At 70.2% G+C, this 17383-nt stretch carries 17 protein-coding genes; 8 read left to right on the forward strand and 9 right to left on the reverse strand.

The genetic code is table 11. The annotated features are described in order from the left end of the window. Positions 1-19 precede the first annotated feature (19 nt). From ACQ452_RS13540 to ACQ452_RS13550, 3 genes are read left to right on the forward strand one after another with little or no spacing between them, the layout of a single operon-like run. Positions 20-748 (forward strand): NUDIX hydrolase, encoded by a 729-nt coding sequence (locus ACQ452_RS13540; RefSeq protein ID WP_433393659.1) that lies wholly within the window; start codon positions 20-22, stop codon positions 746-748. Next, positions 745-1905: a purine phosphorylase gene (locus ACQ452_RS13545; protein ID WP_433393661.1), complete on the forward strand. Its 1161-nt coding sequence runs from the start codon at positions 745-747 to the stop codon at positions 1903-1905. Before ACQ452_RS13540 ends, ACQ452_RS13545 begins: the two co-directional genes overlap by 4 nt. Further along, on the forward strand, positions 1902-3893 hold the full coding sequence (locus tag ACQ452_RS13550; RefSeq protein ID WP_433393663.1) for a hypothetical protein: 1992 nt from the start codon (positions 1902-1904) through the stop codon (positions 3891-3893). The genes ACQ452_RS13545 and ACQ452_RS13550 overlap by 4 nt, the downstream gene beginning before the upstream one ends. A gap of 28 nt (positions 3894-3921) precedes the next feature. Here ACQ452_RS13550 and ACQ452_RS13555 read toward each other — a convergent pair whose 3' ends face one another. Genes ACQ452_RS13555 through ACQ452_RS13570 form a run of 4 tightly spaced genes read right to left on the reverse strand, consistent with a single transcriptional unit; the run spans position 3922 to position 6071 of the window. Continuing rightward, on the reverse strand, positions 3922-4206 hold the full coding sequence (locus tag ACQ452_RS13555) for a hypothetical protein (protein WP_433393664.1): 285 nt from the start codon (positions 4204-4206) through the stop codon (positions 3922-3924). Continuing rightward, the gene (locus ACQ452_RS13560) at positions 4206-5348 is read right to left on the reverse strand and encodes a hypothetical protein (RefSeq protein WP_433393666.1); all 1143 of its coding nucleotides are present in this window, start codon (positions 5346-5348) and stop codon (positions 4206-4208) included. The genes ACQ452_RS13555 and ACQ452_RS13560 overlap by 1 nt, the downstream gene beginning before the upstream one ends. After that, positions 5345-5674, reverse strand: coding sequence for a type VII secretion target (locus tag ACQ452_RS13565; RefSeq protein WP_433393668.1), 330 nt, complete (start codon positions 5672-5674; stop codon positions 5345-5347). Before ACQ452_RS13565 ends, ACQ452_RS13560 begins: the two co-directional genes overlap by 4 nt. Next, entirely contained in the window at positions 5652-6071 is a 420-nt protein-coding gene (locus tag ACQ452_RS13570; RefSeq protein ID WP_433393670.1) for a YbaB/EbfC family nucleoid-associated protein, read from the reverse strand. Before ACQ452_RS13570 ends, ACQ452_RS13565 begins: the two co-directional genes overlap by 23 nt. A gap of 305 nt (positions 6072-6376) precedes the next feature. Between ACQ452_RS13570 and ACQ452_RS13575 the strand changes: the two genes are divergently transcribed. After that, on the forward strand, positions 6377-7879 hold the full coding sequence (locus ACQ452_RS13575) for a pyridoxal phosphate-dependent decarboxylase family protein (RefSeq protein ID WP_433393672.1): 1503 nt from the start codon (positions 6377-6379) through the stop codon (positions 7877-7879). A 37-nt stretch (positions 7880-7916) separates the two neighbouring features. On the opposite strand, the gene ftrA is transcribed toward ACQ452_RS13575, so the two are convergent. Beyond that, positions 7917-8921: a transcriptional regulator FtrA gene (ftrA, locus tag ACQ452_RS13580; RefSeq protein WP_433393673.1), complete on the reverse strand. Its 1005-nt coding sequence runs from the start codon at positions 8919-8921 to the stop codon at positions 7917-7919. A 70-nt stretch (positions 8922-8991) separates the two neighbouring features. Between ftrA and ACQ452_RS13585 the strand changes: the two genes are divergently transcribed. Further along, entirely contained in the window at positions 8992-9450 is a 459-nt protein-coding gene (locus ACQ452_RS13585; RefSeq protein ID WP_433393674.1) for a rhodanese-like domain-containing protein, read from the forward strand. Between the two features lie 58 nt (positions 9451-9508). Next, positions 9509-9952, forward strand: a complete 444-nt coding sequence (locus ACQ452_RS13590; RefSeq protein ID WP_433393676.1) for an N-acetyltransferase family protein — start codon at positions 9509-9511, stop codon at positions 9950-9952. A 93-nt stretch (positions 9953-10045) separates the two neighbouring features. On the opposite strand, the gene ACQ452_RS13595 is transcribed toward ACQ452_RS13590, so the two are convergent. Continuing rightward, positions 10046-11104 (reverse strand): tartrate dehydrogenase, encoded by a 1059-nt coding sequence (locus ACQ452_RS13595; RefSeq protein ID WP_433393678.1) that lies wholly within the window; start codon positions 11102-11104, stop codon positions 10046-10048. Continuing rightward, positions 11101-12723, reverse strand: coding sequence for an SLC13 family permease (locus ACQ452_RS13600; RefSeq protein ID WP_433393679.1), 1623 nt, complete (start codon positions 12721-12723; stop codon positions 11101-11103). The genes ACQ452_RS13595 and ACQ452_RS13600 overlap by 4 nt, the downstream gene beginning before the upstream one ends. A gap of 181 nt (positions 12724-12904) precedes the next feature. On the opposite strand from ACQ452_RS13600, the gene ACQ452_RS13605 reads away from it, so the two are divergent. Next, positions 12905-14413 carry a carboxylesterase/lipase family protein gene (locus ACQ452_RS13605; protein ID WP_433393681.1) on the forward strand — a complete coding sequence of 503 codons (1509 nt, stop codon included), beginning with the start codon at positions 12905-12907 and terminating at the stop codon, positions 14411-14413. Positions 14414-14443: 30 nt separating this feature from the next. Next, a complete protein-coding gene (locus ACQ452_RS13610) occupies positions 14444-14746 on the forward strand; it encodes a GNAT family N-acetyltransferase (protein ID WP_433393683.1) in 303 nt (100 codons plus the stop codon). A 75-nt stretch (positions 14747-14821) separates the two neighbouring features. Here ACQ452_RS13610 and ACQ452_RS13615 read toward each other — a convergent pair whose 3' ends face one another. Both ACQ452_RS13615 and ACQ452_RS13620 read right to left on the reverse strand, forming a co-directional pair. Next, positions 14822-15757: an SMP-30/gluconolactonase/LRE family protein gene (locus tag ACQ452_RS13615; RefSeq protein WP_433393685.1), complete on the reverse strand. Its 936-nt coding sequence runs from the start codon at positions 15755-15757 to the stop codon at positions 14822-14824. 212 nt (positions 15758-15969) lie between these two features. Next, on the reverse strand, positions 15970-17379 hold the full coding sequence (locus tag ACQ452_RS13620) for an ABC transporter substrate-binding protein (RefSeq protein ID WP_433393687.1): 1410 nt from the start codon (positions 17377-17379) through the stop codon (positions 15970-15972). Positions 17380-17383 lie beyond the last annotated feature (4 nt).

Consider the following 17383-nt stretch of genomic DNA (forward strand, 5'->3'; position numbering starts at 1 on the left):
TCAAGCCTATGGTGAAGTCATGTCTGACGATCGCTGGGTTGCTCCGGCTGTTCTCCTTGCCGTTGACCTCGTCATCCTCACGCTGCGGGAATCCCGCCTCCATGTGCTGCTGATCGAGCGCGGCGTCCAGCCCTATCGGGGCGCGTGGGCCCTGCCTGGCGGTTTCCTCAGCCACGAGAAGGAAGATCTTCTGGCCGCGGCTCATCGGGAGCTTGCCGAGGAAGCTGGCCTGGGGCCGGATCAGCTACACCTTGAACAACTTGGTTTTTACGGTGCGCCGGACCGTGACCCGAGGGGTCGGGTGGTCTCTGCGGCTTACCTGGCCATCGCGCCTCGGCTGCCTGAGCCCGTTGCCGGTACCGATGCGTCAGAGGCGTGCTGGACACCCGTGGCGCAGGCGCTGTCCGATGACGCCCGCCTCGCCTTCGACCATGTACAGATCTTGACCGACGGTGTTGACCAGGCACGGGAGAAGTTGGAGCGATCGGCGCTCGGGACCGCCTTCTGCGGCCCGACGTTCACGATCTCAGAGCTTCAGAACGTCTACGAGGCGGTGTGGGGCGTGCCGCTCGACGCACGGAACTTCTACCGAAAAGTGCAGAGCGTGGACGGCTTCATCGTTCCCGCCGGCCCTACTCGCAGGACGGAGGGCGGGCGTCCCGCTCGCCTGTTCCGACCTGGCCCCCGCACGACCCTTCACCCTCCGATGACTCGCCCTCTCGGTCGAGCAGGCAAGGAGACAACGTGAGTACGAACAGCAGCCTTGTCGTGATCCTCACGGCGCTGAACCTTGAGTACGAAGCGGTCCGCGAGCGGTTAACCGGCCTGCGGCCACGTCGACATCCCGCCGGCACCCGATTCGAGGTCGGCCGGATCGGCCAGAGCAGATGCAGTGTCGCGCTTGGTCTGGTCGGTAAGGGCAACCATCCTGCTGCCGTACTCGCGGAGCGGGCGATGGCGGAGTTTGCCCCGGCTGCCCTGTTGTTCGTGGGAGTCGCCGGTGGCCTGTGGCCCAACATTCGGCTCGGCGACGTTGTCGTGGCCAGCAAGGTCTACGCCTATCACGGTGGCACCAGCGAGGACGACGGCTTGAAAGCCCGCCCGAAGGCGTGGGAGATCCCGCATGAGGCCGACCAGGTGGCCCACCACGTCGCCAGGTCCAGCGCCTGGCGCCGGGGTCTTCCCACGGGGGCAGCGCCCGTCGTCCATTTTGGGCCGGTCGCCGCTGGCGAGGTCGTGCAGGACTCGGGGAGGTCGGAGCAGGCCCGCTGGATCCGCCAGCACTACAACGACGCCGTCGCGATCGAGATGGAGGCGGCGGGTGTGGCCCAGGCGGGGCACCTCAACCGGGCGCTGCCCGTGGTGGTCATCCGTGGCATCAGCGACCACGCCGACGGCACCAAGGTAGCCAGTGACGGGCAGAACTGGCAGCCGAAGGCGGCAAGTCACGCGGCCGCTTTCGCGACTGCTCTGGCGCAAGAACTGTTCATCGACGATCCGACCGGCCAAGCAGGCTCGGCGGATCGGGACGGGAGCCCCAAGATGCCCATGAGTAACCGCAACACCGCCTCAGGGAATGCTCAAGTCGGAGTGCAGGCTGGGCAGATCTACGGCAACGTCAACGTCGGCGCTGGCACCGAGCGGCCAATCGACTTGGCCGCCAGCATCGCGGAGCTGCGAACCCACCTCAAGCAGGCGCACCTTGACGGACAGTTAGATCAAGAAACCTATGCCGCTGCCGAATCGGAACTGGATGCGGCAACGGAATGCGCCTCTGCGGGTATACCCGAGAAGAGGAGCGGCCTGATGGTCGCGCTCAAGCGGCTGCGGGGTTTGGTCGCCGACGTGACTGAGCTTTCGGCCCGGCTTGCGGCGATCATCGCCGTGGTACGGGGCATGTCATGACGGCCCCGACCTCGACCAACGTCGCGAAGGGAGACGCTCGCGTCGAGGTGCAGGCAGGAGTGGTGCACGGCGACATCAACTTCTACCGGTTGCCACCGAACGCCAGTCCCGAAGAACAGTTCACCTTTGCTTTGAAGTATCTCGACGCCCGTGTTCGTGATCAGGCACGCGAGTTGATCGAGAAGGCTGTCGCAGGCGGGCTCGTCACCGCCGAAGTCCAGTTCTACCGGCTCATCGCCTTGCTGAGCGGACGCACCCTGCGCCAACTCGCTCCCGAGGAGTTAGATCGCCTCGCCGTGATCTGCGCCAGCCTGTCGGACCTCGACGATCACAATGAATGGGTGGTGGGGTTGAAGAGCATCATCCGCCTCCTGGCACCAGTGCGCCCAGCGGAGACGGAGATAGTGATCAAAGAAATCGATTCGCTGAATCAGTGTCAACGCGACGAGATCTACGGCCACCTCGAGGCGCTGCTTGAGGGCGCGGTGCAGGATGAGATGTGGCGGAAGTCCGTCGCTCTCGCGGACTTCCAGCGCACGGCGGGCGAACGGTTCACGCGGGTCTGGAAGTTCTTCCATCCCGTACCCGCGAAGCCGCGGACGCTGCCGGTGCGGCCCGCCGTCATCGCCTTTCGTGACTGGCTCTGTGCTGGCGTGGGCGCGGCCGTGTTCACCCTCGCCGCGGTGCAGCTGACCATGCTCGTGGCGGCTCGTGGGGCGTTCGATCCGCTCCTTGGCCTGCTCGCCGGGCTGACGGGGCTGGCCGCGTTCTGTGCGGGCGGATCGGATCGGTATTACCGCAGGACGCGTCTCCGCGCTAAGGAGGCGCAGATCCGCGCGCCCCGCCAGCGGGGAAGGGAGGCGCCAGCGGGTGGCTACGCCCGCAAGGTGGACCGGCTCTTCGACCGCTACTTCGGCCTGTACGTTCCCCAAGGAACCGGCCGAACCTACTGGCTCACCCAGACGGCGGGGATCCGGCGGCACCTCCGTGACGAGGTGGCCGAGCTCTACCGGGAACAAGGCATCAAGGCCGATCGGATTGCATGGCTTGTCCGGCATCTGGTCAGCGATGTGCGAGGGCAATGGGAGCGGGACACGCTGACGGCGTATCGCGAGCAGCTGTCTGTCCCGGCCCGGACCAGGATTCTTCATATCGGTGGCCTGGCTCTCCTCGCCGTTGGGAGCCTCTGGGTCGTCCCTGCCGTCATGGCCGGGGTCGCCCTGTCCGGTGCAGGTTGGCTCGTGCTCGCCGTGGCGTCCGCGGTGCCGGCGGTGCGCTCGTCGTTTCGGATCGTCGCCGAGCGGCGCAGGGTCGTCGCTGACCAGGCGGAACGAGAGGAAAAGGAAACGGCCCGCTGGGCCGCCTACCACCGGTGGTGTCAGAAGCTGTCCGACAAGCCGTCGGACACCGAAATGGCTGCCTGGTTAGAAGGTGACCGGAAGGTCCTGGTCGACCAGGCCATGCAGCAGTACCGGCTCCATCCCAGCCACGTGATCGCACACGCCTTTATCGAGGCACCAGCGGCAAGCTGTAAAAGGGCTCGGTATCCGCAGGGACCGTGGCGGTATTCCCGTTATCGCCTGCTGCTGTTTCTGCTTACCGACGATGGTGTCCGGCAGGCCAGCATCGATCTTGACTTCGAAACCGCCACGCCCCGCACCAACCAGCGGCTCAACTACCGCTTCGACGCCGTCGCCGCCGTCCGGATCGACGGCATCGCCACCCAGCAGCAGACCTTCGAGCTGACGCTGTTCAACGGAAACCCCATCTCCATCCTTGTGAGTGCACCTGACAACGAGTCGCTTCAGGACGACGAGAATCCAACGAAGATCGCTGAACTGTCGCTGGACGCCGCCGGGCTCAGTCACACCCTGCACGTCCTCGAAGGTGTCGCCGCCGAGGGCAAGGAATGGGTGAAACATCGACGCAACCGTGCCGACGAGAGGCTTACCAACATCGGGAAGATCACACGTAGATTGCTCGATTAGTCCATGCGGTTCGTCGTTGGTGCAACCGTTACGTCACAAGGCGGTAGTCGGGAATTCCGTGGTTGCGCCCCGCCGCCGGGTCGTTCGCAGCGCGGACAGCGACCCCGGCAGGAATGAATGTCCGCGAGACGTAGATTCCCTCCAGGCAGGTGTCGCACCAGAACGATGCGTAGCCGTGGTCAGCCGAGGGTCGCGCTGTGAACACGAGTCGTAGCGTTCGGTGCCCGCAGTTCGGGCAGGCGAGACCTGGTGCTTCCGGCAGGGTTTGGTAGACCGCGTCGAAGGCCTCCAGCCATTTATCGAATGTGGCCATCAGCGGGCTCCCTCCGGCCTGGCCGGGTGGTCCGTCCACCATCGTTCCTCATGTGCATAGGCCCGATCTTCGAAGGCGTCGACTTCGTGACGGGTGGTCGGGTACGGCTGCCCGTCACGTAGTTCAGAGACGTGGAAACGCTCGTGCTCCAGCGTACGGGCCAGGTCTTCCTCGCTGCGGAAAGCCTCACGGCACAGCATTATCGAGCCGTCGGGCCTCGTGACCCCGCAGACGCCCGAAACCCGGTTGTTGATGGTGACTGGTATATCAGATATATCCGTACCGTACTTGGCGGCGATGGCCTGCACGGCGTCCCTGTTCATCGGAATCCGAGGACCAGTTCCCTTCCCGCGAACCCGACTGAGGCTCTCCGCGCCGGCCCTCGTGCTGCCGATTCGCCCCAGCGCCTGCTTGAGTTGGTCGATGAGATCGGCGAGCCCGCGGGCGAGGGGGATGATATTCCTCAGGCTGTTGATCAGCCCACGTAGCAGTTTTGCGATGCGCGCCGCCCAGGACGCCACCAGCGTGGTGACCTGTTCGACGACCAGGGGAGTGGCGAGCCCGGCGGTGGCGGCGAGTTCGGCGGCGTAGACGACGAGTCGGGACACACAGGTGGCGATGGCGTCGCGGACGAGGAGTCGGACGGCGGCAACCAGACCCGCCGTTGCCTCGGTGATGGCCGCCATCGTTTCGGCGCCCCTGGCCAGACCCGTAATCGCCTGCTGCTGCTCGGCTGCCCGGGTGCGATAGGCAGGCCCGGCGAGGCCACCCCACCCGGCCATGTCCGTGCGGACGTCACGAGCCAGGTTCGTGGCGGTCTCGCGTAGTGACGCGGCGGTGTTGCGCCAAGTCTGGGCGTGGGCGGTGATCTGGGCCGGGTCGCCGGCGAACCAGTCGAGGGCTTCGCTGAATGGCTTGACGTGTTCGATGAGCCAGGCGATGCCGTACTGGAGGAGCGCGCCCACGGGGTCGGAGACGAGGGCGAGCGCGTCGAGGCCCGCACTGACCACACCGAGGGTGCCGTCGATCCAGCTACCATCGCGTACGCCCTGGTGGATGAGCTCGATGTCCTCGAGGATCCACACCCCGGCCCACGCGCTGGCGGGGGTGTCTACGGCGACGGCTACCAGTGGGTTCGTCACTGTCGGCGTTGCACCTGGTTGAGTGACCGTTCGGCGCGTGCGTCGGCCGCGCGGTAGTGCTCCGCGCTGAGTCGTAGCCCGCGGGCGGTGTCGCGGACCGACTCGGCCGCCGTGCCGATGCCGTCGACGAGGGTTCGTTGCAGGTCGTCGAGCAGCATCGGCATGAGCGCGCAGAGTTGCCCGTACGCCGCCGTACCGAGCCGGACGTGCTGGCCGGCCCCTTTCGCGGTGTCGAGGCGGTCTGCGCAGTGTTCGAGGTGGCCGGCATGGGCCGTCAGGTCCTCGGGCCGGACGTGGATGCCGTCACCCGGTGGCACCGGTGCCACCAGGACCGGAGCGTATGTGCCGTTGGTAGGACTCGACGATCGCCGTCCCGGCGGGGTCGTCGCTGAGGTCTTCCTGGGTGGCCTCGGTGACCTGCCGCAGCAGGTCGGCGCAGGCGGCCCGGGCGGTGGCCACGATCTGCTCGGCGGTGTGTGCGGCGGGGTGCTGGCGGGTCCGCTCGTCCAGCCGCAGGTCGACCAACTGGCCGGAAGAGTCGACTGTGGCCTCGACCATCCGGTCCGGACTGCGCGCGGCGCCGGTCAACGCCTGGATTCGCGACGTGAGCGAACGCGTGCGCTGCGCCCGGTCGGTGAAGGCCGCTTCCCAGCGGTCGACTCGGCGTGCCGCCGCGTCCAACGCGGCCTCGTCCGTCCACATCCCGACCCTCCCGGTGGACATCAGCCGCTCACCGTCGCCGTGGTCCCGGCAAGGTTATCAATTGACGGCGCGGCGCGTTGCCTCAGATTGTCGATCTTTGACTCTCCACGGCGGTCTCGTCGCCTGCGCGGAGTGCCGCTATCAGGGCAGCGGTCCTGGCCGGATCTTCCCTGATGATGGCCGCCGTGGCACTGCCGGAGAGCCGACCTGGCAGCGGAAGCTGGTGGCAGCCGAGCCTGACTTTTCCGCACCGCACACGAGGGATGGGACGGTCACCGTCTGCGTCAGGCCGCCGAAGAACGTGGATGGGTGAGGGGAGACGTGTCGTGAGGGAATCCAACGCCGAGAGGGTGACGCCTGAGGGGCCGCTGTGGGCGCCCGGACCGCTCGACCTGGGGGCCGAGGAGGGTGCCCGGCTGCTCGCCCTGGCCACCGAGTTGGTGGTGCGGCACGCCCAGGTCATCGACGACGTGCCGGTGGCACCCGCGGATCCGGCGCTGGCCACCGCGACGGTACGGGACTGGCTCGTCGACTACGACTTCGCCACCGCCCGGGGCGCCGACCGGGTCCTTCGTGACGTGGTCACGATGCTGGTCCGGTGGAGCGTCCATCCGACCCACCCGCGCTACTTCGGTCTGTTCAACCCGACGCCGACCTGGCCCGGGGTCGCCGGCGATCTCCTGGCGTCGGGGCTCAACCCGCAGCTCGCCGCGTACAGCCACGCGCCCGCCGCGGTGGAGATCGAGCGACACGTGCTGCGGGTTCTCGCCGAGTGGCTCGGGATGCCGGACACCAGCGCCGGCAGCTTCACCACCGGCGGTGCGGAGGCGAACCTCACCGCCGTCGTGATCGCGCTGACCCGCCGCTTCGCCTCCTACCCGGACGCCGGCATCGCGTCCGTGCCCGGCCCTCCGGTGCTGTACGCCTCGCGCGAGAGCCACCTGGCCTGGCTGAAGATCGCGCACCTGACCGGCCTCGGCCGCGACGCTGTGCGGCTGGTGCCGGTCGATGCGTCGTGCCGCCTCGACGTGGGCCGGCTACGCCTGATGCACGCCGCGGACCGGGCGGCGGGTCGGCTGCCGTTCCTGCTGGTCGGGACGGCCGGGACGACGGGCGGTGGGGCGCTGGACCCGCTCGTCGAATTGGCCGCGGTGGCCCGCGACACGGGCATGCACTTTCACGTCGACGCCGCCTGGGCCGGCGCGGTGGCGCTGTCGGACCGGCTTCGTCCGCTGCTGGCCGGCATCGAGCAGGCCGACAGCGTCACGGTGGACGCCCACAAGTGGTTGTCCGCTCCGATGGGTGCGGGGATGTTCCTCACCAGGCATCCGTCCGCGCTGGCCTCGAGCTTCCGGGTGACCACCGGGTACATGCCGGTGGACAGCGCGGTTGCCGGCGACCCGTACACCACGAGCGTGCAGTGGTCGCGCCGGTTCGCCGGACTGAAGGCCTTCCTGGCCCTGGCGGTCGCCGGTCGGCCCGCCTACGCCGCACAGTTCGAGCGCGACGTCGCCCTCGGCGAGTTGCTGGCCCGGCGGCTCGCCGAGGGCGGCTGGGTGCGGGTCAACGACACACCGTTGCCGCTGGTGTGCGTCGTGGACCCGGCCGCCGACGGGCTCGCTCCGGTCGCCAGCCAGCGGTGGCATCGGGCGGCGGTGGACCACGTGGTGGCCGGTGGACGGGCCTGGATCAGTCTGGTGCTACTCGACGGTCGAGCGGCGATCCGGATGTGCCTGACCAGCCACCGCACCACGGCGGACGACATAGCTGCCGTGGTCGACGCGCTCGGTGTGGCGCGCCGGGCCGTTGCGGCGTCCGCCGCGAGCTGACCACCCACGGCGCGCTGAGGCGCCCGGCCGCGCCGGCTCAGGGCGCAGCGGCGCCGGCGGGCGCGGGGGACCGGAACGCCCGCCGGTACGCCGACGGCGAGGTGCGCATCGCCCGCAGGAAGTGGTGCCGGTAGGTCACCGCGGTCTCGAAGCCGGTTGCGGCGGCGATCTCGTCGATGGAGAGCCCGGTGGTCTCCAGCAGGGGGAGGCTGGCCTGGATCCGTTGGCCGATCAGCCAGCGGATCGGGCTGGTGCCGCTGCACTGCCGGAAGTGGCGCAGGTAGGTGCGGGTCGACATGTGCGCGCGTCGCGCGAGCGTGTCCACGGTGATCGGCCGGTCCAGGTTGGCCAGGGCCCAGGTCATGCTCTCGGTGATCCGGCTGTCGTCGACGTCGTCGGTCACCGGTGTCTCGATGAACTGGGCCTGGCCGCCGTCGCGGTGCGGGGGGATGACCAGCCGCCGGGCAACGGCGTTGGCCACGCTGGGCCCGAAGTCCCGGCGCACCAGGTGCACGCAGAGGTCGAGACCGGCCGCGCTGCCGGCGCCGGTCAGCACGTCACCCTCGTCGACGTAGAGCACGTCGGGGTCGACCCGCACCCTCGGATAGCGCTGTCGCAACAGGTCCGCGTAGCGCCAGTGGGTCGCCGCGCGGCGGCCGTCGAGCAACCCGGCCGCCGCGAGCGCGAACGCGCCGGAGCAGATCGACACGACCCGGGCACCGCGTCCGCTGGCCCGGCGGAGGGCGGCGACCAGCGCGGGCGACACGTCGGCGCGTACGTCGTGGACGCCCGGGACGATCACGGTGTCTCCCGAGGCGAACGCGGTCAGCCCGTGGTCGGTGCTCAGCGTGGCCCCGCCGACGAGCCGGATCTTGCGCGGCTGCTCGGCGCAGATCGTCAGGTCGTACCAGTCGACGTTCAGCTCCGGCCGGGCGAGGCCGAACACCTCGGTCACGATGCCCATTTCGAACGCCGACATGCCGTCGTAGGCGAGGACCGTCACGCGTGGACGGGCGCCGGTGTGAAAAGCGCTGGCCGTCATGGCGGCATATTAGCGGGTAGCGGCGCGAACGCCACTGCCGATCGGGCGGCCACCCACCGAGAATCAATACATGTCAGCTTCCTTCTCCACCCGTCCACCCCGCCCCGACGACGCCGCGGCGCACTTCGCCGCCAAACTGTCCTTCGAGACCGATGTCAGCGACGTGCACGCCGACCTGCACGCCCGCCTCGCCAACCTGGTGGTCGTCGACTCGCGCGCCGTCGAGGCGTGGGACCAGGGGCACGTCCCCGGCGCCGTTCACCTGCCCACCGTGGAGATCCCGGAGCGCGCCGCCGACCTCGTCGCACCCGGCTCGCTCGTCGTGACGTACTGCTGGGGGCCCGGCTGCAACGGGTCCACCCGGGCCGCCCTCGCCTTCGCCCGACTCGGCTACCAGGTCAAGGAGATGATCGGCGGGTACGAGTACTGGGTCCGTGAGGGCCTGGCGGTGCAGACCCCCGACGGTTCCGTCACCCGACCCGTGGACACCTTGACCGCAGCCGACCTGGCCGCCTCGTGCGGCTGCTGAGCGATCGCCCACGGTGGCCGCACCACCGTGGGCGGCAACGGCGCGACGGCCGCGGCTGATGCGCATCCGCCCGGCCACTCCCGCGGACCTGCCGGACCTGGTCGCCCTGTGCGCCGCCCACGCCGCCCACGAACGCGGCGGACCGGTTCCCGCCGACCTGGCCGAGCGACTGAACAGGGCCCTGTTCGACGCCGAGCCGCGGCTGGGCTGCCTCGTGCTCGAAGCGACCGACGGGGACCTGGCCGGCTACGCGACCTTCAGCCGTGAGTTCTCGACCTGGTCGGGTGCCGAACACCTGCATCTGGACTGCCTCTTCCTGACCGACGGTCATCGGGGCGGCGGTTGGGGCAGGCGACTGTTCGAGGCGGTCGCTCTCCGGGCCGGCCGTGGGCAGATGCAGTGGCAGACACCGGCCTGGAACGCCGGCGCACGCCGGTTCTACGACCGGCTCGGCGCGCACGGCTCGGCGAAGATCCGCTACACGCTGGAGACCGACCGATGACACCGGGCCCCGGCCGTCGCCGTTGCGGACGACGGCCGAGCCCGGCTGCCCGCACCGACCGCTCTCGCGGGCCCCCGGCGGTCGCCGGGCGGCTCACCGGCCGATGCGCTCGACCAGCGCGGCGGTCACCTCGCGGGTGCCGGCCGTGCCGCCGAGGTCGCGGGTGCGGGTGCCCGCCTCGCGTAGCGTCGCCTCGATGGCCGCCAGGACGTCCCGCGCCGCCGCCGGGTGCCCGAGATGCTCCAGCATCATCGCCGCCGACCACACCGCCCCGACCGGGTTGGCCACCCCCTGACCGGCGATGTCCGGCGCCGAGCCGTGCACCGGCTCGAACATGGACGGGTAGGTGCGGGTGGGGTCGAGGTTGCCGGAGGGGGCGATGCCGATGGAGCCGGCCACGGCCGCGGCGAGGTCGCTGAGGATGTCGCCGAACAGGTTGGACGCCACCACCACGTCGAAGCCGCCCGGCTGGAGCACGAACTTCGCGGCCAGCGCGTCGATGTGTTCGCCGCGCCACCGCACGTCCGGGAAGGCCGCCGCCCGTTCGGCGACCACCTCGTCCCAGAACGGCATGGTGTGCACGATGCCGTTCGACTTGGTCGCCGAGGTGACGTGGCGGCGGCGGGTGCGCGCCAGCGCGAAGGCGTAGTCGGCGATTCGGCTGACCCCGGCCCGGGTGAACACCGACTCCTGCACGGCCAACTCCTCCGGCTGGCCGCGGCCGAGCCGCCCGCCGATCTCGCTGTACTCACCCTCGACGTTCTCGCGTACGACCACCAGGTCGACCTCGCCGGCGCGTGCGTGGCGCACCGGGCTGTCGACACCGTCGAAGACGCGCACCGGCCGCAGGTTGACGTACTGCCGGAAGGCGCGCCGGATGGGGATCAGCAGGCCCCAGAGCGAGACGTGGTCGGGCACGCCGGGCGCACCGACCGCGCCGAGCAGGATCGCGTCGTACGGTCGCAGCACGTCCAGCCCGTCGGCGGGCATCATCGCGCCCTCGCGCAGGTGCCGCTCGCACGACCAGTCGTAGGAGTCGTAGCGCAGCTCGATGCCGTGCCGGCGGCAGACGGCGTCGAGGACGGTACGTGCGGCGGCGGTGACCTCGACGCCGATGCCGTCGCCGGGGACGACGGCGATCCGCTGGCTCATCGGCCCAGCCCCACGGCGGCGACCATGAGCGGCAGCAGCAGCAGGATGAGGATCGCCCCGATGACGTCGAACGAGGCACCGGAGCGGATCATCCGGGTGATCGGCACGGTGCCGGAGCCGTACACCACCGCGTTCTGCGGCGTCGACACGGGCAGCATGAAGCCGAACGACGCCGCGAAGGTGGCCGCGAGGGCGGGTACGAACGGGTCCACGCCGGCGGCGACGGCGACCGGGATGACGATCGGTACGACGACCGCGGCGGACGCGGTGTTGCTTGTCGTCTCGGAGATGACGATGGCCAGCAGCACGGCGAAGGCGGTGATCGCCACGACGTTGGTCAGGCCGAGCGCGTCGGAGCTGGCGGTGCCGATGGTCTTGGCGAGGCCGGTGTCGTCGAGCAGCGACCCGAAGATGATGCCCGTGCCGAAGAGCAGGATCGTGCCCCAGTCGATGCGGGCGGCGTCAGCCCAGTTGAGCGTGTACTCCCGGTTGCGCCAGTCGGTGGGCAGCAGGAACAGCAGCGAGGCGCCGAGCACGGCGACGATGCCCTCGTTGAGCCGGCCGCTGACCGTCTCGTAGGCGCTGGACTCGGTGCCCGCGACCAGCGCGACGATGCCCGGCAGGACCCACAGCGCCACCGTCACCGAGAACGCGACGAGCGTGTTCCTCTCGGCCCGGGACAGCTTTCCCAACCGCGCCCGCTCGGCGGCGACGTACTCCTCCACGCCCTCGATCCGGCGGATCTCCGGCTTGTTCAGCAGCAGCAGGACAGTGGCCAGCACCAGGAACATGGCCAGGCAGATCGGCAGGGCCGTGGCCATCCAGCCGGCGAACGAGATCCGCTCCCCGGTGGCCTCCTCGATGAGCGCGCGGCCGATCAGGTTGGGCGGCGTGCCCACGGGGGTCAGCAGGCCGCCGACGCTGGCCCCGTACGCCAGCATCAGCATCAGCGCGAAGCCGACCCGCAACCGGGTCGGGTCCCAGCCCGGCTTCGTCAGGCCGCGGCTCTGCAGCAGCTTGGCGATGACGGCGAGGATGCCCAGCGCGGTGGGCAGCAGCATCGCCACCGTCGCGGTGTTCGACACGAACGCCGACAGCAGGCACGTGATGGCGCCGAAGGCGACGACCACCCGGCCGGTGGTCCTGCCCACCCCGGGCAGCGACAGGATGCGGAACGCGAAGCGTTGTGCCAGGCCGTGTTTGAGCATGGCCTGGGCCAGGATGAAGGCGCCGATGAAGGTGAACACTGTCGACGAGCCGAACGGTTGCAGGACATCGCCGGCGGGGGCGACGCCCATCAGCACGATCACGCCGACCCCGATGAGGCCGCCGACCGGGATCGGCACCGCCTCGGTGATCCACAGGGCGATCACACCGATCAGGATGCCCGCCAGGGTCTGCTGGCTGGGCGGCATGTCGAGCGGCAGGGCGAGGAAGACCAACGCCAGCGCGGGCGCGAGGACGAGGCCCGCCGTGCGGCGCCGCCGTTCGAAACGTTCCTCGGCGGGGGAGAGCCGTTGCTCGGCCAGACCGCGGTAGGTGGCGCCACCGAGCAGCGCCCGGTCGACGTCGACCTGAGCCGGCTCGTCCGGGCGGCCGTCGCGTCGTTGCCCTGGCACGGCCGCTCGCGAATCGCTTTCATCAGCGTCGATGTCTGCCATCTTCCGATGATCGGACCGGGACGTGAATCGCGCAAGCCCTCCGGCGCGTGCCGCCGGCGTGTCAGGGGTGGGGGTAGGTGCACCCCTTCGGGTAGGAAAACCTCTTCGCGGGCCCGGTGCCGGGTGACACCTTGGACGCATGCGAATCCTGACGACCATCGTGACCGTCGTCGCGCTCCTGGCGCTGCCTGTCCCCGCCGCCGCCGCGCCCGCCACGGTGCGCACCGACACCGGCCGGATAGCCGGCACCGTGCGCGGTGACCACCGGATCTTCCAGGGCATTCCCTACGCCGCCGCGCCCGTCGGGGAACTGCGCTGGCGCTCACCGCAACCCGTCGAGCCGTGGACCGGCATCCGTGACGCGACACAGCCTGGCGGCCGGTGCGCGCAGACGGCCGACAGTTGGGGGCTGCCGGCCAGCGACAGCGAGGACTGCCTCTACCTCAACGTGACCGCGCCGCGTGGCGTCTCGCCCCGCCGCCCCAAGCCGGTGCTGGTCTGGCTGCACGGCGGCAGCCTGATGAAGGGGGCCGGCAGCGACTACGACGCCACCCGCCTCGCCACGCGCGGCGACGTCGTGGTGGTCACCGTCAACTACCGGCTCGGGATCTTCGGTTTCTTCGGCCATCCGGGGCTGTCGAACGGTGGCGCGTTCGGCGTGGAGGACCAGCAGGCGGCGCTGCGGTGGGTGCGGCGCAACGCGAGCGCGTTCGGTGGGGACCCCGGCAACGTCACGCTCGCCGGCGAGTCGGCGGGCTCGCACTCGGTGTGCGCCCAGCTCGCCTCCCCGGCCGCGGCCGGCCTGTTCCACCGCGCGATCACCCAGAGTTCCCCCTGTTGGAGCCCGGACGACCTGCCGAAGCTCATGAACGTGCCACTCTGGCTTCCCGCCTCGGCCCACCAGGGGCACGGGCAGTTCATCGCCGACCAGGTCTCCTGCCCCGATGTCTCCTGCCTGCGGGGCAGGCCCGTGTCGGAACTCCTCGCACAGCCCGCACTGCCCCTGCCCGGATACGGCAACGCCGTACTGCCGGAGGACCCGGCGAAGGTCTTCGCCGAGGGACGCTTCCACCGGGTGCCGATCCTGTCCGGCATCACCCGCGACGAGGGCACCATGTTCGCGGCACTGTTGTACCCGAAGCTCACCGTCGCGCAGTACGTCGACGGCGTCACCCAGATCTTCGGGGACCGGGCACCGGCCGTCCTGGCCGCCTACCCGCCCGGCGACAGGCCCACCCAGCGCGCCGCCGCCATGATGAGCGACCTCGAATGGGCGCGGCCGGCGCGGGACACCGACAACCTGCTGGCCAGGCACGTGCCGGTCTACTCCTACGAGTTCCTGGACCGGACGGCGCCGCCGCTGTTCCCGTACCCCGACGATGAGGTGCGGCCCCTGGCCTCGCACGGCTCGGAGCTGCCGTTTCTGTTCGACCCGTCGTGGGAGTCCGCTCCGCTGACCGACAGGCAACGTGGGCTCGGCGATCTGATGATCGGCTACTGGGCGCGGTTCGCCGCCACGGGCAACCCCAACGGCCACGGACTGCCGGCCTGGCGGCACCACCCGTACGTCCAGGGCCTGGACCTCGACCGGGTGGGCCGCTTCGACCGGGCCGCCGCGCACCAGTTGACCTTCTGGGACGGGATCTGACCCGGCGCCGACGCGTGGTGGGATGGGGGGATGCAGTTCACCGTCACAGACGCGCCGGAGCGCGAGCGTTTCGAGGCCCGCGACGAGAACGGGGCGCTGGCCGGCGTGGTCACCTACCAGCTGACCGGCGGCGTCATCGCCTACACCCACACCAAGGTCGAGGCCGAGTTCGAGGGCCACGGGGTGGGCTCGACCCTCGCCCGTGCCGTCATGGACGACGCCCGCGCCCGGGGCCGGACGGTGGTGCCGATCTGCCCGTTCCTCAGCGACTGGCTGGGCCGACACCCCGCATACGACGCGATCGTGGCCCGCTCGACGCGCAAGGTGAAATAGCCGGGGTCGCGGGGCCCGACGCCCGGGACGCCGGGGCCGGGGGCCGCGCGGTCGACGCGTACCCCCGGCCTCCTCTCAGCGGGCGCGGACCGCGACCACCGTGTACGGGGTCGTGGGGGTCGGGGTGGTGGTGAAGCGCGCGTTGGGCAGGTAGAGCCGGCCGAGGGCCTTGGCGACCGTCGTCGGCACGTCGAAGTTCGGATCGGTGATCGTCGCCGTCACGGTGCCGGCGGTGCCGGCCTGGTTGAGCCGGACCACGGCGATCTGGTTGAGCCGGTTCTGGGCCACGTAGAGGGTGCGGCCGATGAGCAGCAGCCCGTCGCCGTTGGCGAAGGTGTGGCCGGGCACGTCGATGTCCGTGGTGACGCCGGTGACCGGGTCGACGCGGAAGAGCCGGCCGGTGTTGGACTGCACGACGACCAGCGCCGTGCGGTCGGGCGTGCGGACGATGCCGTTCAGGTTGACGCCGGTGCCCGACTGCTGGAACGCGCCGGTCAACGCGATCGTGGTGAAGCCGTCGGCTGCCGGCAGGTTGCCGTGGCGACCGAGCGGCAGGCGGTAGAGCACCGGCGAGTTCGAGTCCGTGAAGTACGCGGCCTCGTCGGTGAGCACCACGTCGTTGACGAAGGTTGGGGCGGTGGCGAACTGGTAGCGGGCCAGGACCTCGCCGGAGCGGGTGTCGATGACCCGGGCGTCGCCGGCGGTGCCGCCGGCGACGAAGAGCCGGCCGCGCGGATCGACCTTGAGGCCGAGGGAGGGCGTGCCGGTGGCCGGGCTGAGCACCCGGCCGTCGCCGTCGACCAGGTCGGCCCGGTAGATGGCGCCGGTGGCGCGGGAGCCGAGGTAGGCGTACCTGCCGGCGGTGGCGATGCCCTCCGGCTGGAAGCCGTCGGGTAGCGAGATCTCGGCGGGTCTCGCCCGCCCGTGGGCCACCGCCGGGGTGGTGCCGGCGGTGGTCAGCAGGGTGGCGGTCACGGCCCCGGCGAGTGCGGCGCGGACACGTCGGTTCACTGTGCTCCTTCCGGTCGGCAGCCGGCGCCCGGCGGCGGGCCGGGCCCCGGGACTGCCGGGGACAAGGCGGCAAAACCGTGTCCACTGTACGGGCGCAGGCCCGGCCGCGCCGGTTCGGCGGACGGGGGACGACGACGGCACGGACAAGGGCCAGCTCCCCCGGGGGAGCTGGCCCTTGTCCGGGACCGGATCGGCCCGATGGCTAGGCTAGGTCAGCTGACCGACTTGTTGTAGCTGTCGATGGCACCCTGTACGCTCGCCGCCGCGTCCTTCATGGCCTGCTCGGCCGGCTTGCTACCGACGATAGCCGCCTCGAGGCCGTCCTCGGACGCCTTGCGGGCCTGCGGCATGACGCCCAGCAGGCAGCCGGCCGACGCCACCGACGGCGGCAGCGCGTGCAGCTGGTCGACAGCGGTGCGGAACTGGGGGAACTTCGTCATCCAGTCCTTGTCGATCTGCTCGTCGAGCGCCTTGGCGTTGATCGGCACGTACCCCGTGCTGGTGTGCCACTTGGCCTGCTGGACGGGGCTGGCGGAGAACTTCACGAACTCCCACGCCGCCCGCTTCTCCGCGGCGCTCCGGCCGACGCCGCTGATCCACAGCGAGGCGCCACCGATGATCGGCCCACCCGTGGACGAGCTGCTCGCCTTCGGGTACGGGGCGGTCAGGACGGTGAACTTGCCCTTGGCGGCATCGACGTAGCCGCGCAGCACGCTGGTGGATTCCAGGTGCATGGCGACCGTACCGGCCTTGAAGGCGGCCTGGGCGTCGTCGGTCTTGCGGCCGGTGTTCGTCGCGTAGCCGCCCTTCACCAGGTCCGTCCACCACTGGGCGACCCGTACGGCCGTCTCCTGGTCGAACTGCACCTTCGTGGCGAGGCCCTTGCGCCCGTTGCTGTTGTCGCAGTATTCCTTGCCGTCGGTGGCGAGGAGCTGCTCCAGCAGCCAGCCGTAGATGGCGGCGTTGAAGCCGTACTGGACGGTCTTGCCGCTGGCGTCCTTGACCGTCAGCTTCTTCGCCAGCTCGCCGAGCTCGGCCAGGTCCTTCGGCGGCTTCGTCGGGTCGAGGCCGGCCCGCTCGAACGCCTCCTTGTTGAGATACAGCAGGGGGGTCGAGGAGTTGAACGGCATCGACCACAGTTTGCCGTCGACCGAGTAGTAGCTGGCGATGTTCGGCTCGATCTCGCCGGCGTTGAAACCGTCCTTCTCGATGAACTTGTGCATCGGCACGACCTGCTTCGAGTCGACCATGAAGCGACTGCCGATGTCGTAGATCTGGACCAGCGCCGGGGTGCTCTTCTGCTGGACCGAGGCCTTGTACTTCGCGATCGTCTCGTCGTAGCTGCCCTGGAAGAGCGCCTTGACCTCGACCTTGCCGCCGCTCTGGGCGTTGAAGTCGGCGACGAGCTGGTCGACGGCGGTGGCGTTGGCTCCCTTCATGGCGTGCCAGAACTCGATGGTGGTCTTGCCGGTGGCCTGGGCCAGCACGTCGGCGCCGGGCGCGTCGAGCGCGTCACCGCCGCTGTCGGTGCCGGACCCGGAGTCGCCGCAGGCGGTGAGCGCGGCGGCGGCCACGACGGCGAGGAACGCCGCCGCGGTACGGCGGAGCCGAGGTCTTCTCATTGGT

This window comes from Micromonospora sp. KLBMP9576 (genome assembly GCF_050941805.1).
In the GTDB taxonomy this organism is placed as follows: Bacteria; Actinomycetota; Actinomycetes; order Mycobacteriales; family Micromonosporaceae; genus Micromonospora.

Bases quoted from the DNA above. Each gene is read 5' to 3' on its own strand.
- ACQ452_RS13540 (WP_433393659.1), top strand. From the start codon at position 20: ATGTCTGACGATCGCTGGGTTGCTCCGGCTGTTCTCCTTGCCGTTGAC.
- ACQ452_RS13550 (WP_433393663.1), top strand. From the start codon at position 1,902: ATGACGGCCCCGACCTCGACCAACGTCGCGAAGGGAGACGCTCGCGTC.
- ACQ452_RS13555 (WP_433393664.1), bottom strand. From the start codon at position 4,206: ATGGCCACATTCGATAAATGGCTGGAGGCCTTCGACGCGGTCTACCAA.
- ACQ452_RS13570 (WP_433393670.1), bottom strand. From the start codon at position 6,071: ATGTCCACCGGGAGGGTCGGGATGTGGACGGACGAGGCCGCGTTGGAC.
- ftrA (WP_433393673.1), bottom strand. From the start codon at position 8,921: ATGACGGCCAGCGCTTTTCACACCGGCGCCCGTCCACGCGTGACGGTC.
- ACQ452_RS13585 (WP_433393674.1), top strand. From the start codon at position 8,992: ATGTCAGCTTCCTTCTCCACCCGTCCACCCCGCCCCGACGACGCCGCG.
- ACQ452_RS13590 (WP_433393676.1), top strand. From the start codon at position 9,509: ATGCGCATCCGCCCGGCCACTCCCGCGGACCTGCCGGACCTGGTCGCC.
- ACQ452_RS13595 (WP_433393678.1), bottom strand. From the start codon at position 11,104: ATGAGCCAGCGGATCGCCGTCGTCCCCGGCGACGGCATCGGCGTCGAG.
- ACQ452_RS13605 (WP_433393681.1), top strand. From the start codon at position 12,905: ATGCGAATCCTGACGACCATCGTGACCGTCGTCGCGCTCCTGGCGCTG.
- ACQ452_RS13610 (WP_433393683.1), top strand. From the start codon at position 14,444: ATGCAGTTCACCGTCACAGACGCGCCGGAGCGCGAGCGTTTCGAGGCC.
- ACQ452_RS13620 (WP_433393687.1), bottom strand. From the start codon at position 17,379: ATGAGAAGACCTCGGCTCCGCCGTACCGCGGCGGCGTTCCTCGCCGTC.